This is a genomic window from Streptomyces sp. NPDC051310 (assembly GCF_044455245.1).
Classification (GTDB): Bacteria; Actinomycetota; Actinomycetes; order Streptomycetales; family Streptomycetaceae; genus Streptomyces.
The window spans coordinates 400,067-427,041 of the sequence record NZ_JBITEO010000003.1; the positions used below are offsets into that span (position 1 = coordinate 400,067).

Below are 26,975 nucleotides of genomic sequence, written 5' to 3' on the forward strand. Positions count from 1 at the left end.
CGGGAGCCCGCCGCGCCAGGCCCGGGCCCACGTCAGAAGACGTCCGGGCACCACGGCCGCCGCGACGTCCGCAGCAGCAGGTCGGCCCGCGCCGCCGCACCCGGTACGGACTCCTCCACCCGCCCGAGCGCGGCCAGCCGCACCGCCGACTCGTCGCCCAGGAAGAGCACCGCCAGCTCCCCGATGTCCATCACCAGGTCGGCCGCCCGGCGCGTCGGGGCGCAGCTCGCCCCCTCGGGCGAGGCGTCCAGCAGGAACCGGCCGCCCGCCAGGCCCGCCGCGTCCCGCAGCTCCAGCACCAGCGCCCCGGACGTGCCGTACGTCCGGGACTCCAGGACCCGTACGACATCGAGGATCCGAACCCACAGCCAGTCCGCGTGCGTCGTGACGCGCGCCGCCCGCGGGTCCGGCAGCAGCAGCGGCAGCAGCTCGTCCGGGGCGCGGTACCCGCTCTTGACCTTGGTGATCCAGTCGATGGAGCAGAGAAACCGCCACAGCGCGCGCTCGGCGGCCGGGGTGAGGGCGATCAGTTCGCGCACGGTCGCGGTGTTCATCGGCTGCTTGCCGTCGTCCCACCGGTCGTCCGCGGTGTACGCGACGTACCCCTCCACCTCCCCGGCGGCCGAGCGGTACAGCGCGTAGAACGGCTCCCGCCACTGCTCCTCGGGGAGCGGGTCCACGCCCGTGCGCAACTGCCAGCCCAGCTCGGTGCGGCTGACCACACCGGGCCGGACCGCGCGCAGCCGGTCGTGCACCCGCCGGGCCGTGGTGCGCAGCTCGGGCGCGTCGACGAGGTCGATGCGGCCGCCGTCGTCCGGGCCCGACCAGCGGGGGTCGAGGGCGGCGCGCCGCACGTCGACGGTCCACTCGGTGGTCCAGGTGGCCGGCCCGAAGCCGTACCGCCCGTAGATCGGGTACTCGGCCGCGATCAGCGTGGAGACGACGTCGCCCCGCTCCTTGGCCGCCGCCAGGTCGGTGCGCATCATCCGGCTGAGCAGACCGCGGCGCCGGTGCGTGGGCGAGACGGTCACGGCGGTCACGGCGCTCGCGGGCAGCGCGGCGCCGCCCACGGCGGTGAGCTCCTGGGCGAACGACCGGAACGTGGCCACGCAGCGCCCGCCGTCGAACGCCCCCTGGACCCGCGACAGGTCCGTGTGCGGCCGCACCTTCGCGACCTCGGCGTCCGTCACCACGGGTGTCGTCAGGAAGCCGGTGCGCCGGGCGCGCAGCCAGTCGGGCAGTTCGGACTCGGTCAGGGTGCGGACGTCGACGGTCATGGCCGCCACGCTAAGCGGGCGCTCGCCCCGGGCGCACCCAGTTTTCGGCGCGGCCCTCCGGAAGCGGCCGGGGGCTGCTCAGAACGCGGCGCGGACCTCGCCGACCCGCTCCCCGCCACCGAGCAGGGGGGCCTCCGAGATGCGCGCCACCACCGGCGCCCCGGCGTCCACGCCCAGCAGCTCCAGGCCGCGCGCCAGGACCGGGCCCGCCGCCCGCGCCGAGCCGTCGTCGATCTTGAAGGCGAGAGCGCGCCCGTCCTCCAGGGCCACCGCCTGCACGGCCTCCGCGCCCATCTTCGACAGCGCCCCCGGCACCTCGCGCATCAGCCACGTGTCCGGGCGCCGTGTCCCCGCCACGTACTCGGGGTACGCCCGCATCGCGTCGGCGACCTTGCGCTGCGGGGTGCCCGGCTCGGCCAGCACGTACGAGCGGAAGGCGCGGGCGAGGCCCACCAGGCTGATCGCCATCAGCGGCGCGCCGCACCCGTCCGTCCCGACGGTGGCGACCTGCTCGCCGGAGGCCGCCTCGACCTCCGAGAGGACCAGCTGCTGCAGCGGGTGCCCGGGGTCCAGGTAGCCGGCGGTGTCCCAGCCGTTCAGGGCGCAGGCGGCGAGCATCGCGGTGTGCTTGCCGGAGCAGTTCATGGTGACGCGGTCCCGTACCTGCCCGCCGGCCAGGTACGCCTCCGCCTCCACCGGGTCCAGCGGCAGGTCGGGCGGGGTGAGCAGCTGGGACTCGGACAGCCCGTACTCGGCGAGCATCTTGCGGACGAGATCCAGGTGGAACGGTTCGCCGGAGTGGCTCGCGGCGGCGAGGGCCAGCCGCTCCCCCGACAGGTCGAGCCCGGCGCGCAGCAGCGCGGCCGCCTGCATGGGCTTGTTCGACGAGCGCGGGAAGACCGGCGCCGTCACCTTCCCCGCGGTGAACTCGATCGTGCCGTCCTCGGCCAGCACGACCAGCGATCCCCGGTGGTGGCCCTCGACGAAGCCGGAACGGACGACTTCGGCGAGGACCGGAGGTATGGATGCGGTGGCGGAGGTGGAGGTCATGATGGTGGCCTTCCGGGACGAGACCCGCGTCCAGCACTCAGGTGAGCAGGTCGTCTACTTGTGCTTCGCCTTCACGGTACCTGCGGGCGATCTCGGCACTGCAATCGTCGGCCGTCCGCTGGAGCTGCTGACGGCGCCTGGAGACCTGTTGTTCATAGCGTGCCAGGCGGCCCATCGCGGCGCGCAGCTCTTCGTCCGTTCGGGCGGTCAGGTCCGACAGCTCGACCTCGCCGAGCATCTCGGCGGCCAGCCTCCGGAACGCCTCCCCCCGCGGTGTCGACACGGTGACGTGCCGGGCGGACGAGCGGTGGCGGGAGGGCGTGTCGGCGAGGATCTCGGAGAGCCGGTCCACCACCGGGACCTGCGCGCCGCCGCGGCGGCCCAGCTCGGCCCGCAGGATGTCGATACGGCCCTGGAGCAGCCGACGCACGTAGCTCAGGTCGGCCTCGTCACCGTGCGCGTCCCGGCGCAGGGCGCGCAGCTCCGGAAGCCGCAGGGCCTTCAGATCGGGCGGCCACACCTCCGGCACGACGGTTTCGGCCGACGTCCGCTGCCCGGGCGGCTTGAGGTGCGCATGATGTACGGCATGCGACGGCGTCTGCCCGGCGCCAGGTGTGCTCATGGTGGATCCGTCCCCTCGACCGGTGCGCAGCCGCACCGCCTGACAGGCATGGTGCCACTCCCGCATGCGATGTGCAGGTGCTCTGCACCCGTTCGGCCCCGTTACGTTTGTACGCATGCGTGCAGTGGTGCAGAGAGTGGACGGCGCGAGGGTCGTCGTCGCGGGCGAGACCGTCGGCGAGATCGTCGGCGAAGGACTGTGTGTGCTGGTGGGCGTCACCCACGAGGACACCCCGGAGAAGGCGGCGCAGCTGGCCCGCAAACTGTGGTCGGTGCGGATCCTGGAGGGCGAGAAGTCCTGCTCAGACGTGCAGGCACCCTTGCTGGTGATCTCGCAGTTCACCCTCTACGGGGACGCCCGCAAGGGCCGCCGCCCCACCTGGAACGCGGCGGCGCCCGGCGAGGTGGCGGAGCCGCTGGTGGACGAGGTGGTGGCGCGGCTGCGGGAGCTGGGGGCGCGAGTGGAGACGGGCCGCTTCGGAGCGGACATGCGCGTCTCGCTCACGAACCACGGCCCGTTCACCCTCGTCATCGACGTGTGAAGCGGGCTCGCGACCCTCAGGGCTCTACGACGACCTCCTGGGCGGCGGCCGTGCCGCCCGCGAGGAGTTCGGCGTCCACCGGCACGTTGCGCTTGACCAGCGCGAGCGCGATGGGCCCCAGCTCGTGGTGGCGCACCGCGGTGGTGACGAAGCCGAGCTGCCGCCCCTCCTCGCCGTCCTCCTTGAGCCGCACCGGCGTGCCGGGCGCCGGGAGGTGCACCTCGCTCCCGTCCAGGTGCAGGAAGACCAGCCGGCGCGGCGGCTTCCCCAGGTTGTGGACGCGCGCCACGGTCTCCTGGCCGCGGTAGCAGCCCTTCTGGAGGTGGACCGCGGTGCCGATCAGCCCGATCTCGTGCGGGATGGTCCGGTGGTCGGTCTCGAAGCCGAGCCGGGGGCGGTGCGCCTCGACCCGCAGCGCCTCGTAAGCCCAGATGCCCGCGAGCGGGCCGTGCGCCTCCGCGTACGCCTCCAGGTCGGCGCGCGGCAGGAACAGGTCGCGGCCGTGCGGCGTCTCCCGTACGGCGACGCCTTCGGGCACCTCGGCGATGGAGCCCGCCGGGAGGTGGACGACGGCGATGTCGTCCGTACGGTCGGCGACCTCGACCCGGTAGAAGAACTTCATCGACTCCAGGTAGCCGATCAGCGCCTCCTGCGTGCCCGGCTCGACGTGCGCCCAGACGGTCGCGCCGTCGTCGACCAGGTACAGGGCGTGCTCGATGTGGCCGTTCGCGGAGAGGACCAGCGCCTCGGTGGCGTGCCCGGCGGGCAGCTCGCTGACGTGCTGGGTGAGCAGCAGGTGCAGCCAGCTCAGCCGGTCCTCGCCGCTGACGGTCACCACACCGCGGTGGCCGAGGTCGACCAGCCCCTTGCCGTCGGCGAGCGCGCGCTGCTCGCGGAACAGGTCGCCGTAGTGCGCGGCGACACCTTCGTCACGTCCCTCGGCGGGCACCGCGCCGGGCCGGGACAGGAGAGGGCTCTTCATGGCCTTAAGCCTACGACCCGCTCGTCGTACCTTTCGCTGTGCAGTCCCGGCAGCGTCCGAAGATCGCGAAGTGCTTGAGGTCGGTGTCGAACCCGAAGGTCTCGCGCAGCTTGCCGGTGAACTCCGCGGCCACCTCCACGTCCGCCTCGATGACCTCCGTGCAGTCCCGGCACACCAGGTGCAGGTGGTGGTGGCGGTCGGCGAGGTGGTACGTCGGCGCACCGTGCCCGAGGTGGGCGTGGCTGACCAGCCCGAGCTCCTCCAGGAGCTCCAGCGTGCGGTAGACGGTGGAGATGTTCACACCGGACGCCGTCTTGCGCACCTCGCTCAGGATGGCGTCGGGCGTCGCGTGCTCCAGCGCGTCCACCGCCTCCAGGACGAGCTGGCGCTGGGGGGTCAGCCGGTAACCGCGCTGCCGTAGGTCGCTCTTCCAGTCGGTGCTCACCACGCCGTCCAGTGTAGGAGCACCGACCCGGAAAGCCCCCGGCCTACTTGAAGAAGGCGATGCCGTCGTCCGGCAGGTCGCCGAGGTCCTTGGCCCACGCCTCCACCTGCTCGGGCGTGACGACCTTCTTCAGGTGGGCCGACATGTACGGCCGCAGCGGGACCTCGGGCGTCGACTTCTCGCCGACCCACATCAGGTCGCCCTTCACGTAGCCGTACAGCCGCTTGCCACCGCTGTACGGGCCGGAGGCCGCGGTGCGCGCGACGGCGTCCGTCGCCAGGTCGATCTGCGGCTTCTGGTCGGCGAGCTCGCCGTACCAGACCTCGACGATTCCCTGGTCGCGCACCATCACGATCTCGACCTTGCGGTCCTTGTCGATGCGCCAGTAGCCGCTCTCGCTCTCCAGCGGCCGCACCTTGTTGCCCTCGGCGTCCAGGACCCAGGTGCGGGAGGTGTACTCGATGAAGTCCCGGCCGTCGTGGCTGAAGGTCACGGACTGGCCGAAGTTGCACTTCTCGGCGCCGGGGAAGTCGGACACACCCGCGCCCTCCCACGTACCGAGGAGGAACGCGAGCGGGACGAGGTCGGGGTTCAGGTCGGACGGGATCTCGATCATGAGCAGCTCTGTCGATCTGTAGGAGTGGTCAGCGCTGGCCCTGGTACAGCTTCTTCACGGTCAGGGCGGCGAAGCCGATGACGCCGATGCAGACCAGGACCAGCAGGGCGGAGAAGAAAGCCTCAAGCACGGGTGCTCCTCGGTGAGCGATGTGGGTGAAGAAGGGGCCGAGTCCCAGCGTAATGGGTGGGCCCCGGCCCCTCGCTGTGAGGTTCGCCGGGCCGCGCGCATTACAGTTCGGCGTATGGCGAAGAAGCTCGTGATCAAGGTGACCGCAGGGGCCGACGCGCCCGAGCGGTGTTCGCAGGCCTTCACGGTGGCGGCGGTCGCCGTGGCCAGCGGGGTGGAGGTCTCGCTCTGGCTGACCGGTGAGTCCTCGTGGTTCGCGCTGCCCGGCCGTGCCGCCGAGTTCGAGCTGCCGCACGCGGCGCCGCTGCCGGACCTGGTCGACTCCGTCCTGGCGGGCGGGCGGATCACGCTGTGCACCCAGTGCGCGGCCCGGCGCGGGATCACCGAGAAGGATCTGCTGGACGGTGTGCGGATCGCGGGGGCGCAGGTGTTCGTGAGCGAGGCGATGGCCGACGGCACGCAGGCGCTCGTCTACTGACGCTTCTTCTTGCCGTCGAGCTCGTCCCACCACTCGTCGGACGTCGGGTCGCCGCTGGGGTCGTCCCACCAGCGGTCGTCCGGTCCGCGCCGGTTGGCGATCACCGCGGCGACCGGCGGGATGACCATGGCGACGCAGCACAGGGCGACGGCGGCGGGCACCGACCACAGCCGTACGACGGCCCAGGCGCTCACGAAGAGCACCAGGCAGGCCGTCATCATCCCGAAGTAGACGTGCCGACGCCGGGCGTACATACGTCCAGCGTAGGACGGGAACGACCGAAGGGCCGCACCTCGTATCCCGGTAAGCGTCCAACCCCCAGGAGGCGCGGCCCTTCGGCCGGTATGCGTGACGTTGCCGTCAGACGGCGATGGCCACCTCGGCCAGGCCGCCCTTCTGGGCGACGACCGTGCGGTCTGCCGTGCCGCCGGGAACCAGGGCCCGGACGGTCCACGTGCCCTCGGCCGCGTAGAACCGGAACTGGCCCGTCGCGGAGGTCGGGACCTCGGCGGTGAACTCGCCGGTCGAGTCCAGCAGGCGGACGTAGCCGGTGACCGGCTCGCCGTCGCGGGTCACCTGGCCCTGGATGGTGGTCTCACCGGGCTTGATCGTCGAAGCGTCCGGGCCGCCGGCCTGTGCTCCACACATGGGTGCTCCTGAGGGGTGTGAGGGATGGACGGGAGGTCCGGGACTACTTGTTGGAGCCGACCTCGATCGGCACGCCGACGAGGGAGCCGTACTCGGTCCACGAGCCGTCGTAGTTCTTGACGTTCTCCTGGCCGAGCAGCTCGTGCAGGACGAACCAGGTCAGGGCCGAGCGCTCACCGATGCGGCAGTAGGCGATGGTGTCCTTCGCCAGGTCGACCTGCTCCTGGGCGTAGAGCTCCTTGAGCTCCTCGTCCGACTTGAACGTGCCGTCGTCGTTGGCGTTCTTCGACCACGGGATGTTGCGGGCGGTCGGCACGTGGCCGGGACGCTGCGACTGCTCCTGCGGCAGGTGCGCCGGGGCGAGCAGCTTGCCGCTGAACTCGTCGGGGGAGCGCACGTCGACCAGGTTCAGGTTGCCGATGGCGGCCACGACGTCGTCGCGGAAGGCGCGGATCGAGGTGTCCTGGGCCTTGGCCTTGTACGTGGTGGCCGGGCGGTTCGGGACCTCGGAGCCGTCGACCAGGTCGCGGGAGTCGAGCTCCCACTTCTTGCGGCCGCCGTCGAGGAGCTTGACGCTCTCGTGGCCGTACAGCTTGAAGTACCAGTAGGCGTACGAGGCGAACCAGTTGTTGTTGCCGCCGTAGAGGACGACGGTGTCGTCGTTGGCGATGCCCTTCGCGGAGAGGAGCTTCTCGAAGCCCTCCTGGTCGACGAAGTCGCGGCGGACCGGGTCCTGGAGGTCCTGCTTCCAGTCGATCCGGACGGCGTTCCTGATGTGGTTCTTGTCGTACGCGGACGTGTCCTCGTCGACCTCCACGATCACGACCTTCGGGTCGTCGAGGTGGGCCTCGACCCAGTCGGCGTCTACCAGGACGTCGCTGCGGCTCATGCTGTTTCTCCTCCGGGGCAGTGTGCGGCGGGGTGTGGCAGGGTGGTGCCGGTCGCTCGTCGCGTACGGGGGTACGGCGCTGCGAGCACGTGCGTGGCTGCGTCGGCACGAGGGGTGGGCCCGAGGTCTCGGAAGGGCCCGGGGAACGCGGGAGGCGGGCTCCCGCTCAGATGGAGCGACAGAGCATGGCGGCGACGCGGCACAGGTCTACTGCCCGCCGCTTCGTGAGGTCCGCGTGTCGCTTCATGACGCCGATCGTAGGGACGGACCGGCGGCCGTGTCACCGGTGTGTCGTATTCTGAGACACGATCGTCCGGCATGTGGGATGGGCATGGGTTGCGCAGGTCCGCCGCCCGGGCCGGGCCGGGCGCATCGCCGCAGGTGGCTTACGGAGCGGACGCCGCCGTCTCACCATGTGGTGCGCCGCCCGGTGCAGGCCCCGGAGGTCAGCCCGCCAGGACGACGTTCGTGCCGGTCAGCGTGATGACGAGGCCGTCGGCCGTCGCCTCCGCCTTCTGGAGCTTCAGACCGGCCGGCAGGCCGCCGATCTTCCGGTCGAAGTCGGTGCGCGCCCGGACGCGCTCCTCCACGCCCGGGATGTCCTCGCCCGGCACCGTGTCCGCGCGGACGCGGAGGGTGTCACCGTCGACGACGCTCACCGTGGACAGCACGCTGCGCGTGATGCTGCCGAGGACGGGGACCTCGATGGAGCCGGTCACCTTGACCTTGCCCTTGCCGCCGTGGCCGACGGTGACGTCCTCGCCGGACGCCGCGCCGAGGTCGGCGTACGAGATGCGTGCGGTGCCGGTGGCGGTGGCGGCGGTCGCCTTGGAGAAGTTGTCCTCCAGCCGCACGTCGTGGAGGTCGGCGGTCAGCTCGGCGATGCGGACCTTCCGGTCGCCGGCCGTCGCCTCGATCCCGGTGAGGGTGACGCCGACCTCGTCGAGCTCCTTGCCCATGGCCTGGGTGAGGAAGGGGAAGCCGTGGATGGAGACGTCGGTGGAGCCGGACGGGGTGCCCTGGCGCGCCTGGATCCGGTCGGCCACCTCGGACTCGGCGTAGTTCACCGCCAGCCGGTCCGCGATGGCGAAGAGGCCACCGAGGATGACGGCGGTGATCAGCAGTATTCGCAGTGCACGCATGACTCGGTGTTCCCCCACCCTGTTCGCGCCCGGTCCCCCGTCACGTCATGATCGACGTACGGGGCTGTTCCTTTGGTTCCCCGGTCAGGCGAGGGCACGCCCCAGGACGTACACCGCGGGCGCGGCCAGGGCGAGCGGCAGCGCCACACCGGCCGTCATGTGGACGAAGCGCGACGGGTAGTCGTAGCTCGCCGCCCGGTGCCCGGCCAGGGCGCACACCCCGGCGCCGAGCCCCAGCAGCGCGCCCGGGGCGCCGATGCCGGTCATCCCGCCGGCCGCGACCCCGGCGCCCGCCGCGGCGAGCAGGGCGACGGCCAGGGACGCGGCGCCCGGCAGGGGCAGCGCGCGGGCGAGGACCGCGACCGCGACCGCGAGCCCGCCGACGATCACGGCGTCCGGGGCGGCGGCCAGGTGCCCGGCCGCGACGATCGTGAGCGCCGCCGACGCGACGGTGGCCATCAGCCCGTACATGCGTTCCTCGGCGCCCGCGTGGCTGCGCAGCTGGAGGACGACCACGAGCAGGAGCCACACGCCGAGGGTGCCGAGGATCGCGGCCGGCGCGTGCTCCCGGCCGGCGGCGAGCAGCGCGACGTCCGCGGCGAGGCCGCCCGCGAAGGCGAGCGCGATGCCCTGGCGGGCCGGCCACATGCCGTTGAGCCGGAACCAGCCGGCGGCGGTCACGGCCTGGAGCAGGACCAGCGGGACCAGCAGCCCGTACGTGCCGACGGCGGCGCCCGCCGCCATCAGGACGCCCAGCAGCGCGGTCAGCGCGGCGGGCTGCATACCCGGCTCGATGATCGGCGAGCGCCCCTCGGCGCGGGCGCGCTGGGCATCGGTGATCCGGGCGTTCCCGACGGTGACCGGCGCGCTGTACGCCGGCTCGCCGGCCGCCGCCGGGGTGGGCTCGGGCGGCACCGCCCGCAGGGTCGTGGTCGGGGTGTCGTACGGGACCTCGGGCGGCAGCGGGAAGGCCCCCTGCGCGGGCGCGGCGTTCTGGACCGGCAGGTAGGCGGTCGCGGCCGCGTCCGGCTGCTGCGGCGCGGGCGGCGTCCGCGGCCCGGGCGGGACGGCCGGCTGGTAGGAGGTGTCCCAGGTCTGGCCCTCCCACGTCTGCGCGACGCCGGATTCCTGGTACCCGTACGCAGCGTCTCCGGACGAGGCGCCGCCGTACGCCGGGTCCTTGTACGGAGCGTCTCCGTAGGAGGGGTCCCCGTAAGAGGGGTCCGCGGGGTACGAGGGGTCCCCGTACGGCGGGTACTGCTGATCGCTGCTGCTCATGCTGTGCGGTTCACCCTCCTGCGAACGGCGGGAGCACCTCGACCGTGCCGCCCTCGGCCAGCCGTACGGTCTCATGCCCGCGGGTCCCCACGGGGTCGCCGTCGACCAGGAACGAGCACCGCTGCAGCACGCGGACGAGCTCACCGGGGTGCCGCTCGCGCGCGGCTTCCAGCGCCTCGGCCAGGGTCTCCGCGGCGTACGGCTCCTCGGCGGTCCCGGCGGCGGCCTTGGCCGCGGCCCAGTAGCGGATGGTCCCCGCTGCCATAGCGGCACTCCTTTCGTCGGCCTCGTCGGCATCCATCATGGGCCATCGCGCCGGGAGCCCGTCCGCAGCCAGTCGCCGATGCGGGCGAGCAGGGCGTCGTCCGCGGCGTTCTCCGCGTGCCCCATGCCCCGCTCCAGCCACAGCTCCGACGGCCCGGCCCCGGCCAGCATCCGCGGGTGGTCCACCGGGAAGTACGGGTCGCGGTCGCCGTGCACGATCAGCAGCGGCACCGGGGCGATCAGCGGCACCGCCTCGACCGGCGACATCGGCACCGGGTCCCAGGCGCGGTCGTGGATGCGGGTGCGCAGCCCGTAGCGGCCGACCAGGCGCCCGGCGGGCCGGGTGACCACCCAGTGCAGCCGGCGCATCGGGGCCGTGCCCCGGTAGTACCAGCGCGCGGGCGCGCTCACGGCGACCACCGCGTCCGTGCGGGTGCGCGCGCTGTCCTTGTGCAGGGCCGCGTGCCGCAGCACCACCGAGCCGCCCATGGAGAAACCGACCGTCGCCACGCGCGCGTACCCCAGCTCACGCGCCCACGCCACGGCCGCCGCCAGGTCCAGCACCTCGCGGTCGCCGACCGTGGAACGCCCGCCGGAGCCGCCGTGCCCGCGGAAGGAGAAGGTCACCACCCCCGCGTACCGCCGGAAGGCCCGCGCCGCGCGCCGGACGGCCGGCCGGTCCACCGATCCCGTGAAGCCGTGCGCGACAACGATGACGGTGTCCGCAACACTGTCCGTATGCACCGCATGCCGCATATGCGGCTCATGGACCGCTTCGATGGGCACCCCGTCGGAGGCGCGCAGGGTTGCGCGCAGGAGGCCGCGCGTGATCGAGGAGACATCCGCGATGTGAAATGCGCCCTCTGGCTCGGAGCTCATGTGGGCTATTGTGCTGGGCAGAGGATCCGGGCAGAGCAGCCCCCGGGTCCTTTTGTGTTTTCCCGCCGTTGTTACAGGCAGGTGAACAAAGGCTCTCAGGGCGCGGGAGCCGGCCGTACGACCGGTACGGACCGTAGGAAGCAGTGCCGCAACGTCCTCGCAGGCAGGGACCGAGGAGGAACCGACGTTATGGGCGAGCGAACCGTGCACGACCGTGGAACGACGACCCGGGCAGGTGGGGCGCGATGAGCTCTCTGCTGCTCCTGACCAATGCCCTCCAGCCGTCCACGGAGGTGCTCCCCGCCCTCGGACTGCTGCTGCACAACGTGCGGGTGGCCCCCGCCGAAGGCCCCGCCCTCGTCGACACCCCCGGTGCCGACGTGATCCTCGTCGACGGCCGCCGGGACCTGCCGCAGGTGCGGTCGCTGTGCCAGCTGCTGCGCTCCACCGGCCCCGGCTGCCCGCTGCTGCTGGTGGTCACGGAGGGCGGCCTCGCCGCCGTCACCGCCGACTGGGGCATCGACGACGTCCTGCTCGACACCGCCGGCCCGGCGGAGGTCGAGGCGCGGCTGCGCCTGGCGATGGGCCGCCAGCAGATCACCGCCGACGACTCCCCGATGGAGATCCGCAACGGCGACCTGTCGGTCGACGAGGCGACGTACAGCGCCAAGCTGAAGGGACGGGTCCTCGACCTGACCTTCAAGGAGTTCGAACTGCTGAAGTACCTGGCCCAGCACCCGGGCCGGGTCTTCACCCGCGCCCAGCTGCTGCAGGAGGTGTGGGGGTACGACTACTTCGGCGGTACGCGGACGGTCGACGTGCACGTGCGGCGGCTGCGCGCCAAGCTCGGCCCCGAGCACGAGTCCCTCATCGGCACCGTGCGCAACGTGGGCTACCGCTTCGTGACGCCCGAGAAGGTCGAGCGCGCCGCGGAAGAGGCCCGCACGAAAGAGGCGAAGAAGGCGAAGGCCGCCGCCGTCACCCGTTCGCAGGACGCCGGAGAGGTCGAGGAAGCCTCCGTACGACCTGCCCAGAGGTAGGTCACCCCGCGTAGACTGCGGCGCGTGGCCAAGGTGACGCGGGACGACGTGGCACGACTTGCGGGTACTTCGACCGCGGTCGTGAGCTACGTCATCAACAACGGACCCCGGCCGGTCGCCCCGGCCACGCGCGAGCGGGTACTCGCAGCGATCAAGGAGCTGGGCTACCGGCCCGACCGGGTGGCGCAAGCGATGGCCTCGCGCCGCACGGACCTCATAGGCATGATCGTCCCGGACGCCCGGCAGCCCTTCTTCGCCGAGATGGCGCACGCGGTCGAACGGGCCGCCGCCGACCGCGGCAAGATGGTCCTGGTCGGGAACTCCGACTACCGCGACGAGCGCGAGATCCACTACCTGCGGGCCTTCCTCGGGATGCGCGTCGCCGGACTCATCCTGGTCAGCCAGGGCATGAGCGCCCGCGCCGCCCAGGAGATCGAGGCGTGGGACGCGCGCGTGGTGCTGCTCCACGAGCGGCCCGAAGCCCTCGACGACGTCGCCGTCGTCACGGACGACATCGGCGGTGCGCAGCTCGCCACCCGCCACCTCCTGGAGCACGGGCACGCGTACGTCGCCTGCCTCGGTGGCGTGGAGAGCACCCCCGCGGTCGGCGACCCGGTGGCCGACCACGAGGAGGGCTGGCGCCGCGCGATGCTGGAGTCCGGCCGCTCGGTGGAGGGCCGGCTGTTCCAGGCCCCGTACAACCGCTACGACGCCTACCAGGTCGCGCTGAAGATCCTGTCCGGCCCCGACCGGCCGCCGGCGATCTTCTGCTCCACGGACGACCAGGCGATCGGCGTCCTGCGCGCCGCCCGCGAGCTGCGCCTGGACGTGCCGGGCGACCTGGCGGTGGCGGGCTTCGACGACGTGAAGGAGGCCGCGCTGACGGACCCGCCGCTCACGACGGTCTCCTCCGACCGCCCGGCGATGGCCCGTGCGGCGGTCGACCTCGTCCTGGACGACGGCCTGCGGGTCGCCGGCTCGCGCCGGGAGCGGGTCAAGCAGTTCCCCTCGGCCCTGATCGTCCGCCGCTCCTGCGGCTGCGACGGCGAGTAGCCTCCGGCCGGCCCCCCTCCCCGGGGGAGCCGCGACCGCCCTTTACACCGGGCATACAGGACTCTGTCCGGACTCTCAGGGCGTCCTCAGCCTCTTCTCATGCGCGGCCCCGAGAGTCGTCCCCATGACGGACCACCAGGGTGAACAGCAGCAGCCGCACGCGTATCCCGCGTATCCGCCGCCCCCGGCGTACGCGCCGCCTCTCCCCGCCGCCGGTCACCGGCGCGCCCGGCGTCCCGTCGCCCTGATCGCCGCCGTCGCGATCGCCGCGGCCGCGATCGGCGGCGGCGCCTCGGTCCTGGTCCAGCAGCTGACCGGGACGGACGGCGGCGCGGGCGGCGGCACCGCGGTGAACGGCACGAACGTGTCCCGGAGCAGCACGGGCACCGTCGCCGGGGTCGCCCGGGCCGTGGCCCCCAGCATCGTGGAGATCCGGGCGGCTTCCGCCTCGGGCCGGTCCACCGGATCCGGCGTGGTCATCACCGCCGACGGCGAGATCATCACCAACCACCACGTGATCTCCGGTGCCTCGGAGATCACCGTCCGGCTCGGCGACGGCAGGACCCGTACCGCGGAGGTCGTGGGCACCGACCCCGGCAAGGACCTGGCCCTGATCAAGCTGGAGGGGGCCTCCGGGCTGAAGGCGGCCGCCCTCGGCGACTCCTCCGAGGTCCGCGTCGGCGACCAGGTCGTGGCCATCGGCTCCCCCGAGGGCCTGACCGGCACGGTCACCAGCGGTATCGTCTCCGCGCTCGACCGGGACGTGACCGTGGCGAAGGACGAGGGCGGGCAGCGGCCGCAGGACCCGGGGCAGGGCTGGCCGTTCGAGTTCGGCGGGCAGCGGTTCAACGGCGACACCGGCGCGTCGAAGACCACGTACAAGGCCATCCAGACCGACGCCTCGCTCAACCCGGGCAACTCCGGCGGCGCGCTGATCGGCATGGACGGCCGGATCATCGGTATCAACTCCGCCATGTACGCGCCGAGCGCGGCCACCGGTTCCACCGCCGGCAGCGTGGGGCTGGGCTTCGCCATCCCGATCGACACGGTCAAGGCGGACCTGGACGAGCTCCGCGCCGGCTCCGCCGGCTGACCGCGTGCGAGGCTGGCCCCATGCATCCCACCGGTGACGCCGACCGCATCCTCGTCGTGGACGACGAGCCCGCCGTCCGAGAGGCCCTGCAGCGCAGCCTCGCCTTCGAGGGGTACGGCACCGAGGTCGCCGTCGACGGCGCCGACGCCCTCGCCAGGCTGGACGCGTACGCGCCCGACCTCGTCGTCCTCGACATCCAGATGCCCCGCATGGACGGTCTGACCGCCGCGCGCCGCATCCGCGCCGCCGGTTCCACCGTCCCGATCCTGATGCTCACCGCCCGCGACACCGTCGGCGACCGCGTGACGGGCCTGGACGCCGGCGCGGACGACTACCTGGTGAAGCCGTTCGAGCTGGACGAGCTGTTCGCCCGGATCCGCGCGCTGCTGCGGCGCAGCTCGTACGCCAGGACCGCCGGCGAGCAGCCCGACGCCGAGGGCTTGAGCTTCGCGGACCTGCGGATGGACCTGGCGACACGCGAGGTGACGCGGGGCGGGCGGCGCGTGGAGCTGACCCGTACCGAGTTCACGCTGCTGGAGATGTTCCTGTCGCACCCGCGGCAGGTCCTGACCCGGGAGCAGATCCTCAAGTCGGTGTGGGGCTTCGACTTCGAGCCGAGCTCCAACTCCCTGGACGTGTACGTGATGTACCTGCGGCGCAAGACGGAGGCGGCGGGCGAGCCGCGGCTGGTGCACACCGTGCGGGGCGTCGGCTACGTGCTGCGCGCCGGAGGCACCGAGTGACCGGACCGGTCGCGCGCTTCCGCGCCCTGCCGCTGCGTTCCCGCCTCGCCCTGCTGACGGCGACGGCGGTCGCGGTCGCCGTCGCCGCGGTGTCGGTGGCCTGCTGGTTCGTGGTGCGCGGCAAGCTGTACGACGAGGTCGACGCGAAGCTGCGGTCCGTCAGCGCCGGCGCCGGCCTGCAGACCCTCGACGTCGTCGACGCGCTGCGCAGCTGCCCGGCGGGTCCCGCGGCGCCCACCGGTTTCGGCGGCCCGAAGCCGGTGTACTACTTCCAGCTCGTCCGGGCCTCCGCCGCGCAGCCCTGCGTCTTCGCCGGCTCCGCCGGAACCGTGCGGGTCCAGGGCTCCGACCGGGAGGTGGCGCGGCAGGCCGACCCGGACGCCGAGGCGTACCGCGACGGCGTGGACAGCACCGGCAACGCGGTACGCGTCCTGACGGTCGCCGCCGTCACGCAGGGCCCGGGCGGCGGGGTCGTGGCGGACACCGCCGTGATGTACGGCTTCCCGCTCCGGGAGACCGAGCGGACCCTGGGCGATCTGGCCCTGCTGCTGCTCCTCGTCTCCGGCGTCGGTGTCGTGGGCGCGGGCGCGGCCGGGCTGTGGGTGGCGCGCACCGGGCTCAGGCCGGTCGACCGGCTCACCGGGGCGGTCGAGCACGTGGCCCGTACGGAGGACCTGACCGTGCGGATCCCGGTGGAGGGCGAGGACGAGATCGCCCGGCTGTCGCGGTCCTTCAACGCCATGACGGCGGCCCTGGCCTCGTCCCGCGACCGGCAGGCGCAGCTGATCGCCGACGCCGGGCACGAGCTGCGCACCCCGCTGACGTCCCTGCGGACGAACGTCGAGCTGCTGGCGCGCAGCGAGGAGACGGGCCGGGCGATCCCGCCCGCGGACCGGCGGGCCCTGATGGCGTCGGTCACGGCGCAGATGACGGAGCTGGCGTCGCTCATCGGTGACCTGCAGGAGCTGGCGCGGCCGGACGCGGCGGCCTCCGGCCGGCTGGAGGTGGTGGCGCTGCACGACGTCCTGGACACCGCGCTGCGGCGGGCGCGGCTGCGCGGACCGGAGCTGACGATCACACCGGTGGACGTGCGGCCCTGGTACGTACGGGCCGAGCCGGCGGCGCTGGAGCGGGCGCTGGTCAACGTCCTGGACAACGCGGTGAAGTTCTCGCCGCCGGGCGGGACGGTCGAGGTGTCCCTGGCCGGCGGCGAGCTGGTGGTGCGGGACCACGGGCCGGGCATCGCGCCCGACGAGCTGCCGCACGTCTTCGAGCGGTTCTGGCGCTCGCCGTCGGCGCGCAGCCTGCCCGGCTCGGGCCTCGGCCTGTCGATCGTGGCGCGTACGGTCCGGCGGGCCGGCGGAGAGGTGGAGCTGACGGCGGCCGAGGGGGGCGGCACCCGCGCGGTGGTGCGGCTGCCGGGCGCCCCGGCACCGCCGCCCGGAGCCGCGTCAGTTGTGCCGGATCAGTGACTCGACGAGCCCGGCGCGGGTGTGGGGGAAGTCCAGGGGGACGATGCCGAGGCCCTTCCAGCCGCGTGCCTCGGCGCCGTCCACGAAGCCGTGGACCCGGGGGTTGAGCCGGTCGGCGTTCCAGCGGGGCGGCAGCAGCGCGGAGGTGGAGACGTAGTTGACGTACAGCTTGCCCGGTTGCGCGGCCGCCTTGCGGAAATGCGCCTCGATCTTCGGGTACTTGGCGCCGGGCTCGGCCATGTAGTCGTCCTGGATGTCGAAGAGGGCGCCGTCGCCGTACCGGACGCCCGGCAGGCCGCCGTTGTCGGCGAGGAGGACGACCCTGCCGCGCGCCTCACCGAGCGAGGGCAGCCCGTCGCCGATGCGGAACAGGGGCCGCCAGCCCTTGGCGTCCAGGTAGAGGTCGAAGATCCGCCGGAAGGTGGCGTCGGAGTCCTCGGAGTACTCCTGCTTGACGCGCATCAGGACGGTCTCGGAGGGGTGGGCCGCGAGGAAGTCGCGGCAGGCGATGAGGATGTCGCCGAACATCAGGTTCTGGTAGTAGGCCCCGTGGTGGATGGCGAAGGCGTCGCCGGTGACCCGGCACCGCACGTCCAGGAAGCGGATGCCGCTGTCCAGCTGCTGGGCGACGGTGGTGTTCTGGCAGGCCACCCAGGGGCCGCCGTACCGCGCTCCGGAGTCGTGCGTGCCGGGGATGGTCAGCGTCCGCAGCGGTGTGTCGCCGCTGAAGGCGGCCATCCAGTCCTGGGTGCCGAGCACCCGCGGCCGGGGCGGGGCCGCGCCCAGCAGCGCGGTGGCGGACAGTGCGGCGGCACCCGCGAGAAAGCTCCGTCGGTCCAGGTCCATGGCGCGGAGTATGACGGGTTCACGTCAACTCCACCAGACACAGGAGCGGGACAGCGCAGCCGCTGCCCCGCTCCCGGTGCCGTGCCCTACTTGATGACCGTGATCCGGTCCGCCGCCGGCGGCGCGATCGGCGCGCTAGCCGAGGAGTTGGCCGCCAGGTAGGCGTTGAACAGGTCCAGGTCGGACGCGCCCACCAGCTTGTTCTTGCCCTGGGCGAGGGCCGGGAAGCCGTCACCGCCACCGGCCAGGAACTCGTTCATCGCGACCCGGTAGGTCTTGGCCGGGTCCAGCGGCTCGCCGTCCAGCTTCACCGACGCCACGTCGATCCGGGCCGCGCCCGTCTTCGTCATGTCGAGGGTGTACGTGAAGCCCCTGGAGACCTGCAGGATCTTCGGGGAGGCCTCGTTGGAGCCGCTGACCTGCTGCTGCAGGGCCGCGATCAGCTGAGCACCGGTCAGGTCGACCACGTTCATCATGTTGGTGAACGGCTGCACCGTGAAGGCCTCGCCGTACGTCACCACACCGTCGCCCTCGCTGCCGGAGGCCTTGTACACCAGGTCGGCGCGGATGCCGCCCGGGTTCATCAGCGCGATCCGGGCGCCGCCCTTGTCGGCGGGGGCCAGACCGGCGAGCTGCGCGTCCGCGATCAGGTCGCCGAGCGGCTTCTCGTACGCGGTGGAGCCGCGGCCGTTGATGTCGGCCGAGATGAAGCCCTGCGGCTTGTTCGCGATCGGCGCGGCGAGCGTGTTCCAGCGCCCGATCAGCGAGGTCATGTCCGCGGCCTTGGGCACGTCACGGCTGACGACGTAGTTCGCCGACTCGACCGACGTCCGCACGATGTCCTTGGTGCGGCGGTCGTAGGTCAGCGTGGTGTCCGTGTACAGCTTGCCGAAGGACGCCGCCGAGGTGACCATGCGCGGCTTGCCGGCCGGGTCGGGGATGGTGCACACGTACGCCTGGTGGGTGTGGCCGGTGACCAGCGCGTCGACCTGCGGGCTGAGGTTCTTCGCGATGTCGACGATCGGGCCGGAGATCCCGTCGCCCGCACCCGGGCTGTCGCAGTCGTAGTTGTACGACGAGGAGGCCGGCGCGCCGCCCTCGTGGATCAGGGCGACGACGGACTTGACGCCCTTGCGCTCCAGGACCTTCGTGTACTTGTTGATCGTCTCGACCTCGTCACCGAACTTCAGGCCCTTGACGCCCTCGGCGGTGACGATGTTCGCGGTGCCCTCCAGGGTCACCCCGATGAAACCGATCTTGACGCCGTCCCGCTCCCAGATGAAGTACGGGTCGAGGATCGGCTTGCCGGTCTTCTCGTGCGTGACGTTGGCCGCCAGGTACGGGAACTTCGCGCCCCGGAAGGTCTTGCCCTCCTCGAAGCAGCCCGCGGTGGGGTGGCAGCCGCCGTCCTGCATGCGCGCCAGCTCCTTGGCGCCCTCGTCGAACTCGTGGTTGCCGACGGAGGAGACGTCCAGCTTCAGCTTGTTGAGCGCCTCGATGGTCGGCTCGTCGTGGAAAAGGCCCGACAGCAGCGGAGAGCCGCCGATCATGTCACCCGCGGCCGCGGTCACCGAGTAGCGGTTTCCCTTGCGCGCCTCGCGCAGGTGCGTGGCCAGGTACTCGACGCCACCCGCGTCGATCTTGGTGGTGGTGCCGTCCGGGTGGGTGCGGGTGACCTGCCCGGAGGAACCGGCCGGCGGCTCCAGGTTGCCGTGCAGGTCGTTGAAGGAGAGCAGCTGCACGTCGACGGTGCGCCCGTGGTTCCCGGCGGGCCGCCCCCGGTCGTCGGCGCCGGCCGGCAGGGCCGCCACCATCGCGCCGGCGGTGGCGAGTCCGGCGGCGGTGGCGAGTATCCGCCGTGCCGCACGGTTCTTCTTCGGTGTCGCTGACATCTGTCCCCTCGTTGGTCCAAGTTGCGGGTGGCCCAGCGCAGCCTAGGGTCAACGCGCGTAGCGCAACAGGGGGTAGCAGGTTACGAGGTGGTTGCCTTCACCCGGCCGCAGGCGGCCGTAGGCTCGTACGCATGACGACTGACGCCCCCGTATCCGGCATCGAGCCCGGCCGACGCATCGACACCCTCGACGAGCTCTCCCCCGAGCAGGCCCGGGACGTCCTCGCCCTCCTCGACGAAGCCGCCCGCACCGACGGGATGCAGGCCGTCTCCGAACAGGGACGGCTCCAGCTGCGCCACGGGCGGCGCGCGGGCGTGTCGCACCTGCTGCTCACCGTGCGCGGCGAGCTCGTCGGCTACGCCCAGCTGGAGGACACCGACCCGGTCGAGGCCCCGGCCGCCGAGCTGGTCGTCCACCCCGCGCACCGCGGCCGCGGTCACGGACGGGCCCTGGGCAGCGCGCTGCTGGCCGCGTCCGGCAAGCGGCTGCGCGTGTGGGCGCACGGCGGCAAGTCGGCCGCCCGCCACCTCTCCCAGGTCCTCGGGCTCACCCTCTTCCGCGAACTGCGCCAGATGCGCCGGCCGCTCGTACCGCTGGACATCCCGGAGCCGGAGCTGCCGCCCGGCATCTCGGTGCGCGCCTTCGTGCCGGGGCAGGACGACGCGGCCTGGCTCGCGGTGAACGCCGCCGCGTTCGCGCACCACCCCGAGCAGGGCTCGATGACCCAGCGCGACCTGGACGACCGCAAGGAGGAGCCGTGGTTCGACCCGAAGGGCTTCTTCCTCGCCGTACGGGAGGCGGACGGCGAGGTCGTGGGCTTCCACTGGACGAAGGTGCACGCCGAGGAGCAGCTCGGTGAGGTGTACGTGCTCGGCATCAGCCCGCAGGCCCAGGGCGGCGGCCTCGGCAAGGCGCTGACCGCGATCGGCCTGCGGCACCTGGCGGCCCAGGGCCTGCCGACGGCGATGCTGTACGTGGACGCCGACAACACGGCGGCGGTCCGGGTGTACGAGCGGATGGGCTTCACCACCCACGAGGTGGACCTGATGTACCGCTCGGAGACGTGAGGCGGGCGCAGCCGGCCACCGGGGAGAGGGCGGGGTGTTGACACCTCGCCCTCTCTGCCCACACCCTTTCACTACTTGATTAGTGAAAGGGTGGTGGAAGGACGTGGTCGAGTACCGCATCGACCGGCGCAGCGGCGTCGCCACCTACCTCCAGATCGTCCAGCAGACCAAACAGGCCCTGCGCCTGGGCCTGCTGGAGCCCGGAGACAGGCTGCCCACGGCGCGCGAGGTCGTCGAGGCCACCGCCATCAACCCGAACACGGTGCTCAAGGCCTACCGCGAACTGGAGCGCGAGGGCCTGGTCGAGGCCCGCCGCGGCCTCGGCACCTTCGTACGGAGGACGCTCGGCAGCGCCCCCGCCGACTCCCCGCTGCGCGGCGAACTGGCCGCCTGGGCCGCTCGCGCCCGCGCGGCCGGACTCGAACGGGACGACGTGACGGCGCTCTTCACCTCCGTACTGGACCGGACCTACGAGGGGGACGACTCATGACCAGCGCCGCACTGGAGGCCCGCGGTCTCGGCAAACGGTACGGACGGCGGCGCCCGCCCGCCCTGGCCGACTGCACCTTCCGCTTACCCGCCGGCCGCGTCTGCGCGCTCACGGGCCCGAACGGTGCCGGGAAGTCGACGCTGCTCGCCCTGGCGGCCGGGCTGCTGCACCCCGACGAAGGCACCCTGCGCGTCCTCGGCACCGATCCCGCCTCCGCCCGCCACCGGGTGGCGTACGTCGCCCAGAACAAGCCGCTGTACCCGCAGCTCACGGTGGCCGACACCCTCCGCATGGGCGGGGAGCTCAACCCGGGCCGCTGGGACGCCGGCGCGGCCGAGCGCGTCGTCGCGGCCGGGAAGCTCGACCCGGCGGCCCGCGTCCGCGGCCTCTCGGGCGGCCAGCGCACCCGCGTCGCACTCGCCCTCGCGCTCGGCAAGCGCGCCGAACTCCTCCTGCTCGACGAGCCGATGGCCGACCTCGACCCCCACGCCCGCCACCAGCTGATGGGCACGCTCATGGCGGACGCCGCCGAGCGTGGCACGACCGTCGTGATGTCGTCCCACATCCTCGGCGAACTGGAGGGTGCCTGCGACTACCTGTTCCTCCTCGACGGCGGCCGGATCCGCCTCGGCGGCGGCATCGACGACATCCTGGGCGCCCACACCCTGGTCACCGGCCCCGTCGCCGACCTCTCCCCGCACACGGTCATCGAGGCCCGCACCACCGGCCGCCAGCTCACCGCGCTCATACGCCGCGAGGGCCCGGTCGAGACCCCCTCCTGGCGGACCATGGAACCCACGCTGGAGGAACTGCTCCTCGGCCACCTCCGCTCCCCCGAAGCCCCGCCCCTGCTCGCCCCCGGCGCGGACGGGAGCGCGGCATGAGCGCGCCGACGACGGCCCGCGCCGGCCGCGTGGTGGTCCGCCAGCACCGGCGGGCCCTGCGGGTCACCCTGGCCCTCCTCGCCCTGGCCGCGGCGGCCACGGCCGGCCTGCGCCTGTGGGTGGCCGGTTCCATGGACGAGGCCCGCTGCTTCGCGGGCGAACCCGAGGCGTGCGGCGCACAGCTCTTCGGCGACTGGGTCACCCCGCAGGGCTTCCTGGCGCTGGCACTCCAGTGGTCCCTGTTCGCGCTGATGGCGGTGCCGCCCCTGATCGGCGCCTTCGTCGCGGGCCCGATGCTGGCGCGGGAGCTGGAGAGCGGCACCCACCAGGTCGCCTGGACGCAGTCGGTCACCCCCGCCCGCTGGCTCGCCGCCAAGCTCCTCCTCGCCGCCGCCCTGGCGGCCGGCACGGCCGCCGTCCTCACCGCCGTGTTCCGCCTGGGCCGGAAGCCGGTCTTCTCCCACGAGCACCTCGGCTGGGCGGACCGGGGCGCGTACGAGGCGATGGGCCCGGCCCTGGGCGCCTACTGCCTGCTCGGGGTCGCCGTCGGCGCCCTCGCCGGACTGCTGGTCCGCCGTACCGTCGCCGCCATGACCACGGCGGCGGGCGTCACCGGCACCCTGCTCCTGGGCATCGGGACCCTGCGCTGGGAGCTCAGGCCGCCGGTGCACGTGAGCGGTCCCGGCACGGACCTGTCGCACGGCCTGGCGGGCCTGCCCTTCGACGCCTACCTGGTCGGCTCGGGCTTCACCACCACCGACGGGCGCCGCCTCCCCTACGACGCGTGCCTGCAGCCCGACACCACGACCCCGTGCCCCCCGGACGTCACCGGCTGGTACGCCGAATACCACCCCGCCACGCACTTCTGGCCCGTCCAGCTCCTGGAGACCGGAATCGTCCTCGCCCTCGCGGGCCTGGCCGCGTACGCCGCGTTCCGCGTGCTGCGCCGCCACTGCCCGTAACCGGGCGGGGAGGGGACGGGGCGGACGGCCCGGACGGGGGTCTGGCCGTCCGCCCCCGGCACGTCACGTAACCGTTACCGGTGATTCAGACATGCTTGCGAAGCTCACCGAATGAAGCCCGCCGTGTCAGCGGCCCGCTCCGACGCGCTTGACCACCCCTCCGCGCGGAAGAATGGAGCCATGAGCCAGCAGCCCGCCGATGTCCAGGTCCCGTCGGTCCCGCCCGTGCAGCACGTCCAGCCGTCCGTCGGTTCCATAGCCGCCCACCGGCCCCACACCGTCGCGGGCGCCCCGGTCCCCGACCTGGATCCGGACATCGACAGCGACCTCGACGCGTACGAGGACGGCAGCGGCACCGCCGAGCTGCCCGCGGGCCGCTTCCTGGACCGCGAGCGCAGCTGGCTGGCGTTCAACGAACGGGTGCTGGAACTCGCCGAGGATCCCGCCACCCCCCTCCTCGAACGAGCGAACTTCCTCGCGATCTTCGCCTCGAACCTGGACGAGTTCTTCATGGTCCGGGTGGCCGGCCTCAAGCGCCGCATCGCCACCGGCGTGGCCACCCGCTCCGCGTCCGGCCTCCAGCCCCGCGAGGTCCTCGACCTGATCTGGACCCGGTCGCGCGAGCTCATGGCCCGGCACGCCGCCTGCTTCCAGCAGGACATCTCCCCGGCGCTGGCCGACGAGGGCGTCCACCTCATCCGCTGGCCCGACCTGACCGAGAAGGAACAGGCCCGTCTCTTCACCCTCTTCCGCCAGCAGATCTTCCCCGTGCTGACCCCGCTGGCGGTCGACCCCGCGCACCCCTTCCCGTACATCTCCGGCCTCTCCCTCAACCTGGCCGTCGTCGTGCGCAACCCCGTCAGCGGCCACCGCCACTTCGCCCGAGTCAAGGTGCCGCCGCTGCTCTCCCGCTTCCTCGAAGCGTCCCCGCAGCGCTACGTACCGATCGAGGACGTCATCGCCGCGCACCTGGAGGAGCTGTTCCCGGGCATGGAGGTGCTCGCGCACCACATGTTCCGCGTCACCCGCAACGAAGACCTCGAGGTCGAGGAGGACGACGCGGAGAACCTGCTCAAGGCCCTGGAGAAGGAGCTCATGCGCCGCCGCTTCGGGCCGCCGGTGCGCCTGGAGGTCGAGGAGTCGATAAACCCGTACGTCCTCGACCTGCTCGTACGCGAGCTGAAGGTCTCCGACGCCGAGGTGTACCCGCTCCCCGGGCCGCTGGACCTGACCGGCCTGTTCGGCATCGCCGCCCTGGACCGGCCCGAGCTGAAGTACCCCAAGTTCGTCGCCGGCACCCACCGCGACCTCGCCGAGGTCGAGTCGGCGTCCGCGCCCGACATCTTCGCCGCCCTGCGCGAGCGCGACGTCCTGCTGCACCACCCGTACGACTCGTTCTCCACCTCCGTGCAGGCGTTCCTGGAGCAGGCCGCCGCCGACCCCGACGTCCTCGCCATCAAGCAGACGCTGTACCGGACCTCCGGCGACTCCCCCATAGTCGACGCCCTCATCGACGCCGCCGAGTCCGGCAAGCAGGTCCTCGTCCTCGTGGAGATCAAGGCCCGGTTCGACGAACAGGCCAACATCAAGTGGGCGCGCAAGCTGGAGGAGGCCGGCTGCCACGTCGTCTACGGCCTCGTCGGCCTGAAGACCCACTGCAAGCTGTCGCTCGTCGTCCGCCAGGAGGGCGACACGCTGCGCCGGTACTCGCACGTCGGCACCGGCAACTACCACCCCAAGACGGCCCGGCTGTACGAGGACCTCGGCCTGCTGACCGCCGACCCGCAGGTCGGCGCGGACCTGTCCGACCTGTTCAACCGGCTCTCCGGCTACTCGCGCCGCGAGACCTACCGGCGGCTGCTGGTCGCCCCCAAGTCGCTGCGCGACGGCCTGGTCTCCCGCATCAACAAGGAGATCGTCCACCACCGCGCCGGGCGCCCCGCCTACGTCCGCATCAAGGCCAACTCGATGGTCGACGAGGCCGTCATCGACGCCTGCTACCGGGCCTCGCGGGCGGGCGTCCCGGTCGACGTGTGGGTGCGCGGCATCTGCGCCCTGCGGCCCGGCGTCCCGGGCCTGTCGGAGAACATCCGGGTCCGCTCCGTCCTCGGACGGTTCCTGGAGCACTCCCGCGTCTTCGCCTTCGGCAACGGCGGTGAGCCGGAAGTGTGGCTGGGCAGCGCCGACATGATGCACCGTAACCTCGACCGGCGGATAGAGGCGCTGGTACGGGTCTCCGACCCGGCCCACCGCGCCGCACTGACCCGTCTCATGGAGACGGGCATGGCCGACACCACCTCGTCGTGGCACCTCGGCCCCGACGGCGAGTGGACGCGGCACGCGACGGACGGGGACGGGCAGCCGCTGCGACACGTCCAGGAGATGCTCATAGACGCGCGGAGGCGCCGGCGTGCACAACCCTGACCAGTTCACCGCGGGCGAGGTCCTCGCCCCCTACCTGCACGCCCGCGCGGGGGACTTCCTGCGGAACCTGCGCCTCCATACGCAGAGCGGGGCCGACACGGCGGGCGCGGAGGAGGCGGCACGGGGGCTGCGGGCCGCCGCCCGGCGCATCAGCGGCACGCTGCACACCTTCCGGCCGCTGCTGGACGCGGCGTGGGCGGACCAGCTGCGCACGGAGCTGGCCTGGCTCTCCGGGATCCTGGCCCAGGAACACGCCTGCACCTCGCGGCTCGTCCGGCTGGTGGACGCGCTGTCCCGCCTGACGAGCGGCGCCGAGGCGCTCGCGGTCGGCGGGGCGCGGGCCGGCGCGCTGCTGGAGCGGCGCCTGACGCTGGCCAGGACCCGCGCCCACTCCGCCGCCCTGCAGGCCCTCGGCTCGTCCCGCTTCCACGCGGTCGCCGACGGCGTGGCGCTCCTCGCCTCGGAGGTGCCGCTGGGACCGGCCGCGGGCTCCCCGGCCCGCGAGGTGCTCGGCGCGCCCGCGGAGGCCGTGGAACGGCGCCTTTTCGACGCGGTGACCGCGCTGCCGACCGCCCCCGTCGTGGGCGGCGAGCAGCACGACACCTCCTGGCACCACGTACGGCTGCTGCTGCGGCTGCACCGCTACGCCCAGGAGGTCATCGGCACCGAGGCACCGCTGTACGAGGCGGGCCGCGCGCTCGACCGGCACCGCGACGCCGCGGAGGCCGCGTCCGCCGCGGCGAGCGCCGCCGGCACGCCGCGCATCGCGCCCGCGACCGCGTACGTCCTCGGCGTCCTCCACGCGGACCAGCGCCACGAGGTCGAGGCGGCGCGCCGCGCCTTCCAGCGGGCCTGGCAGCGGACGACGGTGACGACATGACGCCGCGCGGGCCGGTGATCCGCGCGGCGGGATGCGTCCTGTGGCGGCGCTCCCCGGCCGGCGGCGGGCTGGAACTGGCCGTGATCCACCGCCGTAAGCACGGGGACTGGTCGCTGCCCAAGGGGAAGCTGGAGCCCGGCGAGGAGGCCCGGGAGGCAGCGGTGCGCGAGGTCCTGGAGGAGACCGGCATGACGTGCGCCCCGGGCCCCGAACTGCCCACCGCCCGGTACGAGGTCGACGGCCGCCCCAAGGAGGTCCGCTACTGGTCGGCCGAGGCGACCGGCGGCACGTTCACCCGCAACCGGGAGGTCGACGAGCTGCTCTGGCTGCCCCCGGCGGCGGCGCGGGCCCGCCTGACGTACGAGAAGGACCAGTCCCTCCTGGGCGCGCTCCTCGCCACCCACCCGCTCGCCTGACGGGCTCGCCCGACGCAGGCACCCGACCGGCCCGGAAGACCCGCTCGCCCGGCCGGCCCGTAAACACCACCGCCCGACCTGCTCGCCCCGACCGGCCCGGAAGACCCCCTCGCCCGACCCGCCCGGCGACCCCACGGCCGCGCGGGCCGCGCCGCCCGCGCCCCCGCCTCACACCTGCGGGCGACGCCTCCCGCCCGCACCCGCCACCCGCGCGAGTGGCCCGGGTGCGCCCCCGTCCCGCCCGCGCACCGGCGCACCACCCGGCGCCGGCGGCGGCCCGGGCTCCCCCACGCCGCCCGGGCGGACGACACACCCGGGAAGGACGGCCGGACCGCCGCCCCCGCGGCCCCGCAGCACACCCCCGCGCCCCGCACAAGAGGCACCACGGCGGGGGCCAGCGCCCCCGGACAATGACCGCCACACCCCCTCACCGCGGCTTCCGTCACGGTTCACCCGCCGTTCACTCTCCCCCG

Annotated in this window: 30 protein-coding genes; 14 read left to right on the forward strand and 16 right to left on the reverse strand. The window is 73.2% G+C overall.

Going from position 1 to position 26,975, the window contains the following annotated elements:
- Positions 1 to 32: 32 nt before the first annotated feature.
- The 3 genes from ACIA79_RS06815 to ACIA79_RS06825 form a co-directional block, all read right to left on the reverse strand.
- Positions 33 to 1,277 (reverse strand): GNAT family N-acetyltransferase, encoded by a 1,245-nt coding sequence (locus ACIA79_RS06815; protein ID WP_399427076.1) that lies wholly within the window; start codon positions 1,275 to 1,277, stop codon positions 33 to 35.
- A gap of 78 nt (positions 1,278 to 1,355) precedes the next feature.
- On the reverse strand, positions 1,356 to 2,327 hold the full coding sequence (locus ACIA79_RS06820) for an asparaginase (protein ID WP_399427077.1): 972 nt from the start codon (positions 2,325 to 2,327) through the stop codon (positions 1,356 to 1,358).
- A gap of 37 nt (positions 2,328 to 2,364) precedes the next feature.
- The gene (locus tag ACIA79_RS06825) at positions 2,365 to 2,949 is read right to left on the reverse strand and encodes an ABC transporter substrate-binding protein (protein ID WP_399427078.1); all 585 of its coding nucleotides are present in this window, start codon (positions 2,947 to 2,949) and stop codon (positions 2,365 to 2,367) included.
- Between the two features lie 115 nt (positions 2,950 to 3,064).
- Between ACIA79_RS06825 and dtd the strand changes: the two genes are divergently transcribed.
- The gene (gene dtd, locus ACIA79_RS06830) at positions 3,065 to 3,490 is read left to right on the forward strand and encodes a D-aminoacyl-tRNA deacylase (RefSeq protein WP_399427079.1); all 426 of its coding nucleotides are present in this window, start codon (positions 3,065 to 3,067) and stop codon (positions 3,488 to 3,490) included.
- A gap of 16 nt (positions 3,491 to 3,506) precedes the next feature.
- Here the strand turns inward: dtd and ACIA79_RS06835 are convergent, their stop codons facing one another.
- The 3 genes from ACIA79_RS06835 to ACIA79_RS06845 are packed head-to-tail and all read right to left on the reverse strand — an operon-like array spanning position 3,507 to position 5,533.
- Positions 3,507 to 4,472, reverse strand: coding sequence for a YgfZ/GcvT domain-containing protein (locus ACIA79_RS06835; protein ID WP_399427080.1), 966 nt, complete (start codon positions 4,470 to 4,472; stop codon positions 3,507 to 3,509).
- Positions 4,473 to 4,482: 10 nt separating this feature from the next.
- Positions 4,483 to 4,920: a Fur family transcriptional regulator gene (locus ACIA79_RS06840; RefSeq protein WP_399427081.1), complete on the reverse strand. Its 438-nt coding sequence runs from the start codon at positions 4,918 to 4,920 to the stop codon at positions 4,483 to 4,485.
- A gap of 40 nt (positions 4,921 to 4,960) precedes the next feature.
- Entirely contained in the window at positions 4,961 to 5,533 is a 573-nt protein-coding gene (locus ACIA79_RS06845; RefSeq protein WP_031073377.1) for an FABP family protein, read from the reverse strand.
- 244 nt (positions 5,534 to 5,777) lie between these two features.
- On the opposite strand from ACIA79_RS06845, the gene ACIA79_RS06850 reads away from it, so the two are divergent.
- Entirely contained in the window at positions 5,778 to 6,140 is a 363-nt protein-coding gene (locus tag ACIA79_RS06850) for a DsrE family protein (protein WP_399427082.1), read from the forward strand.
- Here ACIA79_RS06850 and ACIA79_RS06855 read toward each other — a convergent pair.
- The 8 genes from ACIA79_RS06855 to ACIA79_RS06890 all read right to left on the reverse strand — a co-directional run bounded on the left by ACIA79_RS06855 (position 6,134) and on the right by ACIA79_RS06890 (position 11,240).
- Positions 6,134 to 6,394, reverse strand: a complete 261-nt coding sequence (locus tag ACIA79_RS06855; protein ID WP_399427083.1) for a DUF3099 domain-containing protein — start codon at positions 6,392 to 6,394, stop codon at positions 6,134 to 6,136. The genes ACIA79_RS06850 and ACIA79_RS06855 overlap by 7 nt on opposite strands.
- A gap of 106 nt (positions 6,395 to 6,500) precedes the next feature.
- Complete coding sequence (locus tag ACIA79_RS06860) at positions 6,501 to 6,788, reverse strand: DUF1416 domain-containing protein (protein ID WP_031073384.1); 288 nt, start codon at positions 6,786 to 6,788, stop codon at positions 6,501 to 6,503.
- A 43-nt stretch (positions 6,789 to 6,831) separates the two neighbouring features.
- Complete coding sequence (locus ACIA79_RS06865) at positions 6,832 to 7,677, reverse strand: sulfurtransferase (protein ID WP_399427084.1); 846 nt, start codon at positions 7,675 to 7,677, stop codon at positions 6,832 to 6,834.
- A gap of 166 nt (positions 7,678 to 7,843) precedes the next feature.
- On the reverse strand, positions 7,844 to 7,924 hold the full coding sequence (locus ACIA79_RS06870) for a putative leader peptide (protein ID WP_391812463.1): 81 nt from the start codon (positions 7,922 to 7,924) through the stop codon (positions 7,844 to 7,846).
- 199 nt (positions 7,925 to 8,123) lie between these two features.
- A complete protein-coding gene (locus ACIA79_RS06875; protein ID WP_399427085.1) occupies positions 8,124 to 8,819 on the reverse strand; it encodes a DUF2993 domain-containing protein in 696 nt (231 codons plus the stop codon).
- 84 nt (positions 8,820 to 8,903) lie between these two features.
- Positions 8,904 to 10,097 (reverse strand): hypothetical protein, encoded by a 1,194-nt coding sequence (locus ACIA79_RS06880; protein ID WP_399427086.1) that lies wholly within the window; start codon positions 10,095 to 10,097, stop codon positions 8,904 to 8,906.
- Positions 10,098 to 10,107: 10 nt separating this feature from the next.
- The gene (locus ACIA79_RS06885) at positions 10,108 to 10,362 is read right to left on the reverse strand and encodes a MoaD/ThiS family protein (protein ID WP_399427087.1); all 255 of its coding nucleotides are present in this window, start codon (positions 10,360 to 10,362) and stop codon (positions 10,108 to 10,110) included.
- 35 nt (positions 10,363 to 10,397) lie between these two features.
- Positions 10,398 to 11,240, reverse strand: a complete 843-nt coding sequence (locus ACIA79_RS06890; protein ID WP_399427088.1) for an alpha/beta hydrolase family protein — start codon at positions 11,238 to 11,240, stop codon at positions 10,398 to 10,400.
- A 245-nt stretch (positions 11,241 to 11,485) separates the two neighbouring features.
- On the opposite strand from ACIA79_RS06890, the gene ACIA79_RS06895 reads away from it, so the two are divergent.
- The 5 genes from ACIA79_RS06895 (at position 11,486) to ACIA79_RS06915 (ending at position 16,641) form a co-directional block, all read left to right on the forward strand.
- The gene (locus tag ACIA79_RS06895) at positions 11,486 to 12,280 is read left to right on the forward strand and encodes a response regulator transcription factor (RefSeq protein ID WP_399427089.1); all 795 of its coding nucleotides are present in this window, start codon (positions 11,486 to 11,488) and stop codon (positions 12,278 to 12,280) included.
- Between the two features lie 24 nt (positions 12,281 to 12,304).
- Positions 12,305 to 13,333 (forward strand): LacI family DNA-binding transcriptional regulator, encoded by a 1,029-nt coding sequence (locus tag ACIA79_RS06900; RefSeq protein WP_399427090.1) that lies wholly within the window; start codon positions 12,305 to 12,307, stop codon positions 13,331 to 13,333.
- 124 nt (positions 13,334 to 13,457) lie between these two features.
- The gene (locus ACIA79_RS06905; protein ID WP_399427091.1) at positions 13,458 to 14,426 is read left to right on the forward strand and encodes a S1C family serine protease; all 969 of its coding nucleotides are present in this window, start codon (positions 13,458 to 13,460) and stop codon (positions 14,424 to 14,426) included.
- Between the two features lie 20 nt (positions 14,427 to 14,446).
- Entirely contained in the window at positions 14,447 to 15,169 is a 723-nt protein-coding gene (locus tag ACIA79_RS06910) for a response regulator transcription factor (RefSeq protein WP_399427092.1), read from the forward strand.
- The gene (locus tag ACIA79_RS06915; RefSeq protein ID WP_399427093.1) at positions 15,166 to 16,641 is read left to right on the forward strand and encodes an ATP-binding protein; all 1,476 of its coding nucleotides are present in this window, start codon (positions 15,166 to 15,168) and stop codon (positions 16,639 to 16,641) included. Before ACIA79_RS06910 ends, ACIA79_RS06915 begins: the two co-directional genes overlap by 4 nt.
- Here the strand turns inward: ACIA79_RS06915 and ACIA79_RS06920 are convergent.
- Both ACIA79_RS06920 and ACIA79_RS06925 read right to left on the reverse strand, forming a co-directional pair.
- On the reverse strand, positions 16,621 to 17,487 hold the full coding sequence (locus tag ACIA79_RS06920) for a phosphatidylinositol-specific phospholipase C (RefSeq protein WP_399427094.1): 867 nt from the start codon (positions 17,485 to 17,487) through the stop codon (positions 16,621 to 16,623). The genes ACIA79_RS06915 and ACIA79_RS06920 overlap by 21 nt on opposite strands.
- An 86-nt stretch (positions 17,488 to 17,573) precedes the next feature.
- Positions 17,574 to 19,379: a bifunctional metallophosphatase/5'-nucleotidase gene (locus ACIA79_RS06925; protein ID WP_399427095.1), complete on the reverse strand. Its 1,806-nt coding sequence runs from the start codon at positions 19,377 to 19,379 to the stop codon at positions 17,574 to 17,576.
- Between the two features lie 131 nt (positions 19,380 to 19,510).
- On the opposite strand from ACIA79_RS06925, the gene mshD reads away from it, so the two are divergent.
- From mshD to ACIA79_RS06960, 7 genes are all read left to right on the forward strand, one after another.
- Positions 19,511 to 20,446 carry a mycothiol synthase gene (gene mshD, locus ACIA79_RS06930; RefSeq protein ID WP_399427096.1) on the forward strand — a complete coding sequence of 312 codons (936 nt, stop codon included), beginning with the start codon at positions 19,511 to 19,513 and terminating at the stop codon, positions 20,444 to 20,446.
- 103 nt (positions 20,447 to 20,549) lie between these two features.
- Entirely contained in the window at positions 20,550 to 20,936 is a 387-nt protein-coding gene (locus tag ACIA79_RS06935; RefSeq protein ID WP_399427097.1) for a GntR family transcriptional regulator, read from the forward strand.
- Entirely contained in the window at positions 20,933 to 21,820 is an 888-nt protein-coding gene (locus ACIA79_RS06940) for an ABC transporter ATP-binding protein (RefSeq protein WP_399427098.1), read from the forward strand. Before ACIA79_RS06935 ends, ACIA79_RS06940 begins: the two co-directional genes overlap by 4 nt.
- Positions 21,817 to 22,782 carry an ABC transporter permease gene (locus ACIA79_RS06945; RefSeq protein WP_399427099.1) on the forward strand — a complete coding sequence of 322 codons (966 nt, stop codon included), beginning with the start codon at positions 21,817 to 21,819 and terminating at the stop codon, positions 22,780 to 22,782. Before ACIA79_RS06940 ends, ACIA79_RS06945 begins: the two co-directional genes overlap by 4 nt.
- A gap of 180 nt (positions 22,783 to 22,962) precedes the next feature.
- A complete protein-coding gene (locus tag ACIA79_RS06950) occupies positions 22,963 to 25,206 on the forward strand; it encodes an RNA degradosome polyphosphate kinase (protein ID WP_399427100.1) in 2,244 nt (747 codons plus the stop codon).
- Positions 25,193 to 26,086, forward strand: coding sequence for a CHAD domain-containing protein (locus ACIA79_RS06955; protein WP_399427101.1), 894 nt, complete (start codon positions 25,193 to 25,195; stop codon positions 26,084 to 26,086). Before ACIA79_RS06950 ends, ACIA79_RS06955 begins: the two co-directional genes overlap by 14 nt.
- Positions 26,083 to 26,502, forward strand: a complete 420-nt coding sequence (locus ACIA79_RS06960) for an NUDIX hydrolase (protein ID WP_399427102.1) — start codon at positions 26,083 to 26,085, stop codon at positions 26,500 to 26,502. Before ACIA79_RS06955 ends, ACIA79_RS06960 begins: the two co-directional genes overlap by 4 nt.
- Positions 26,503 to 26,975: the final 473 nt, after the last annotated feature.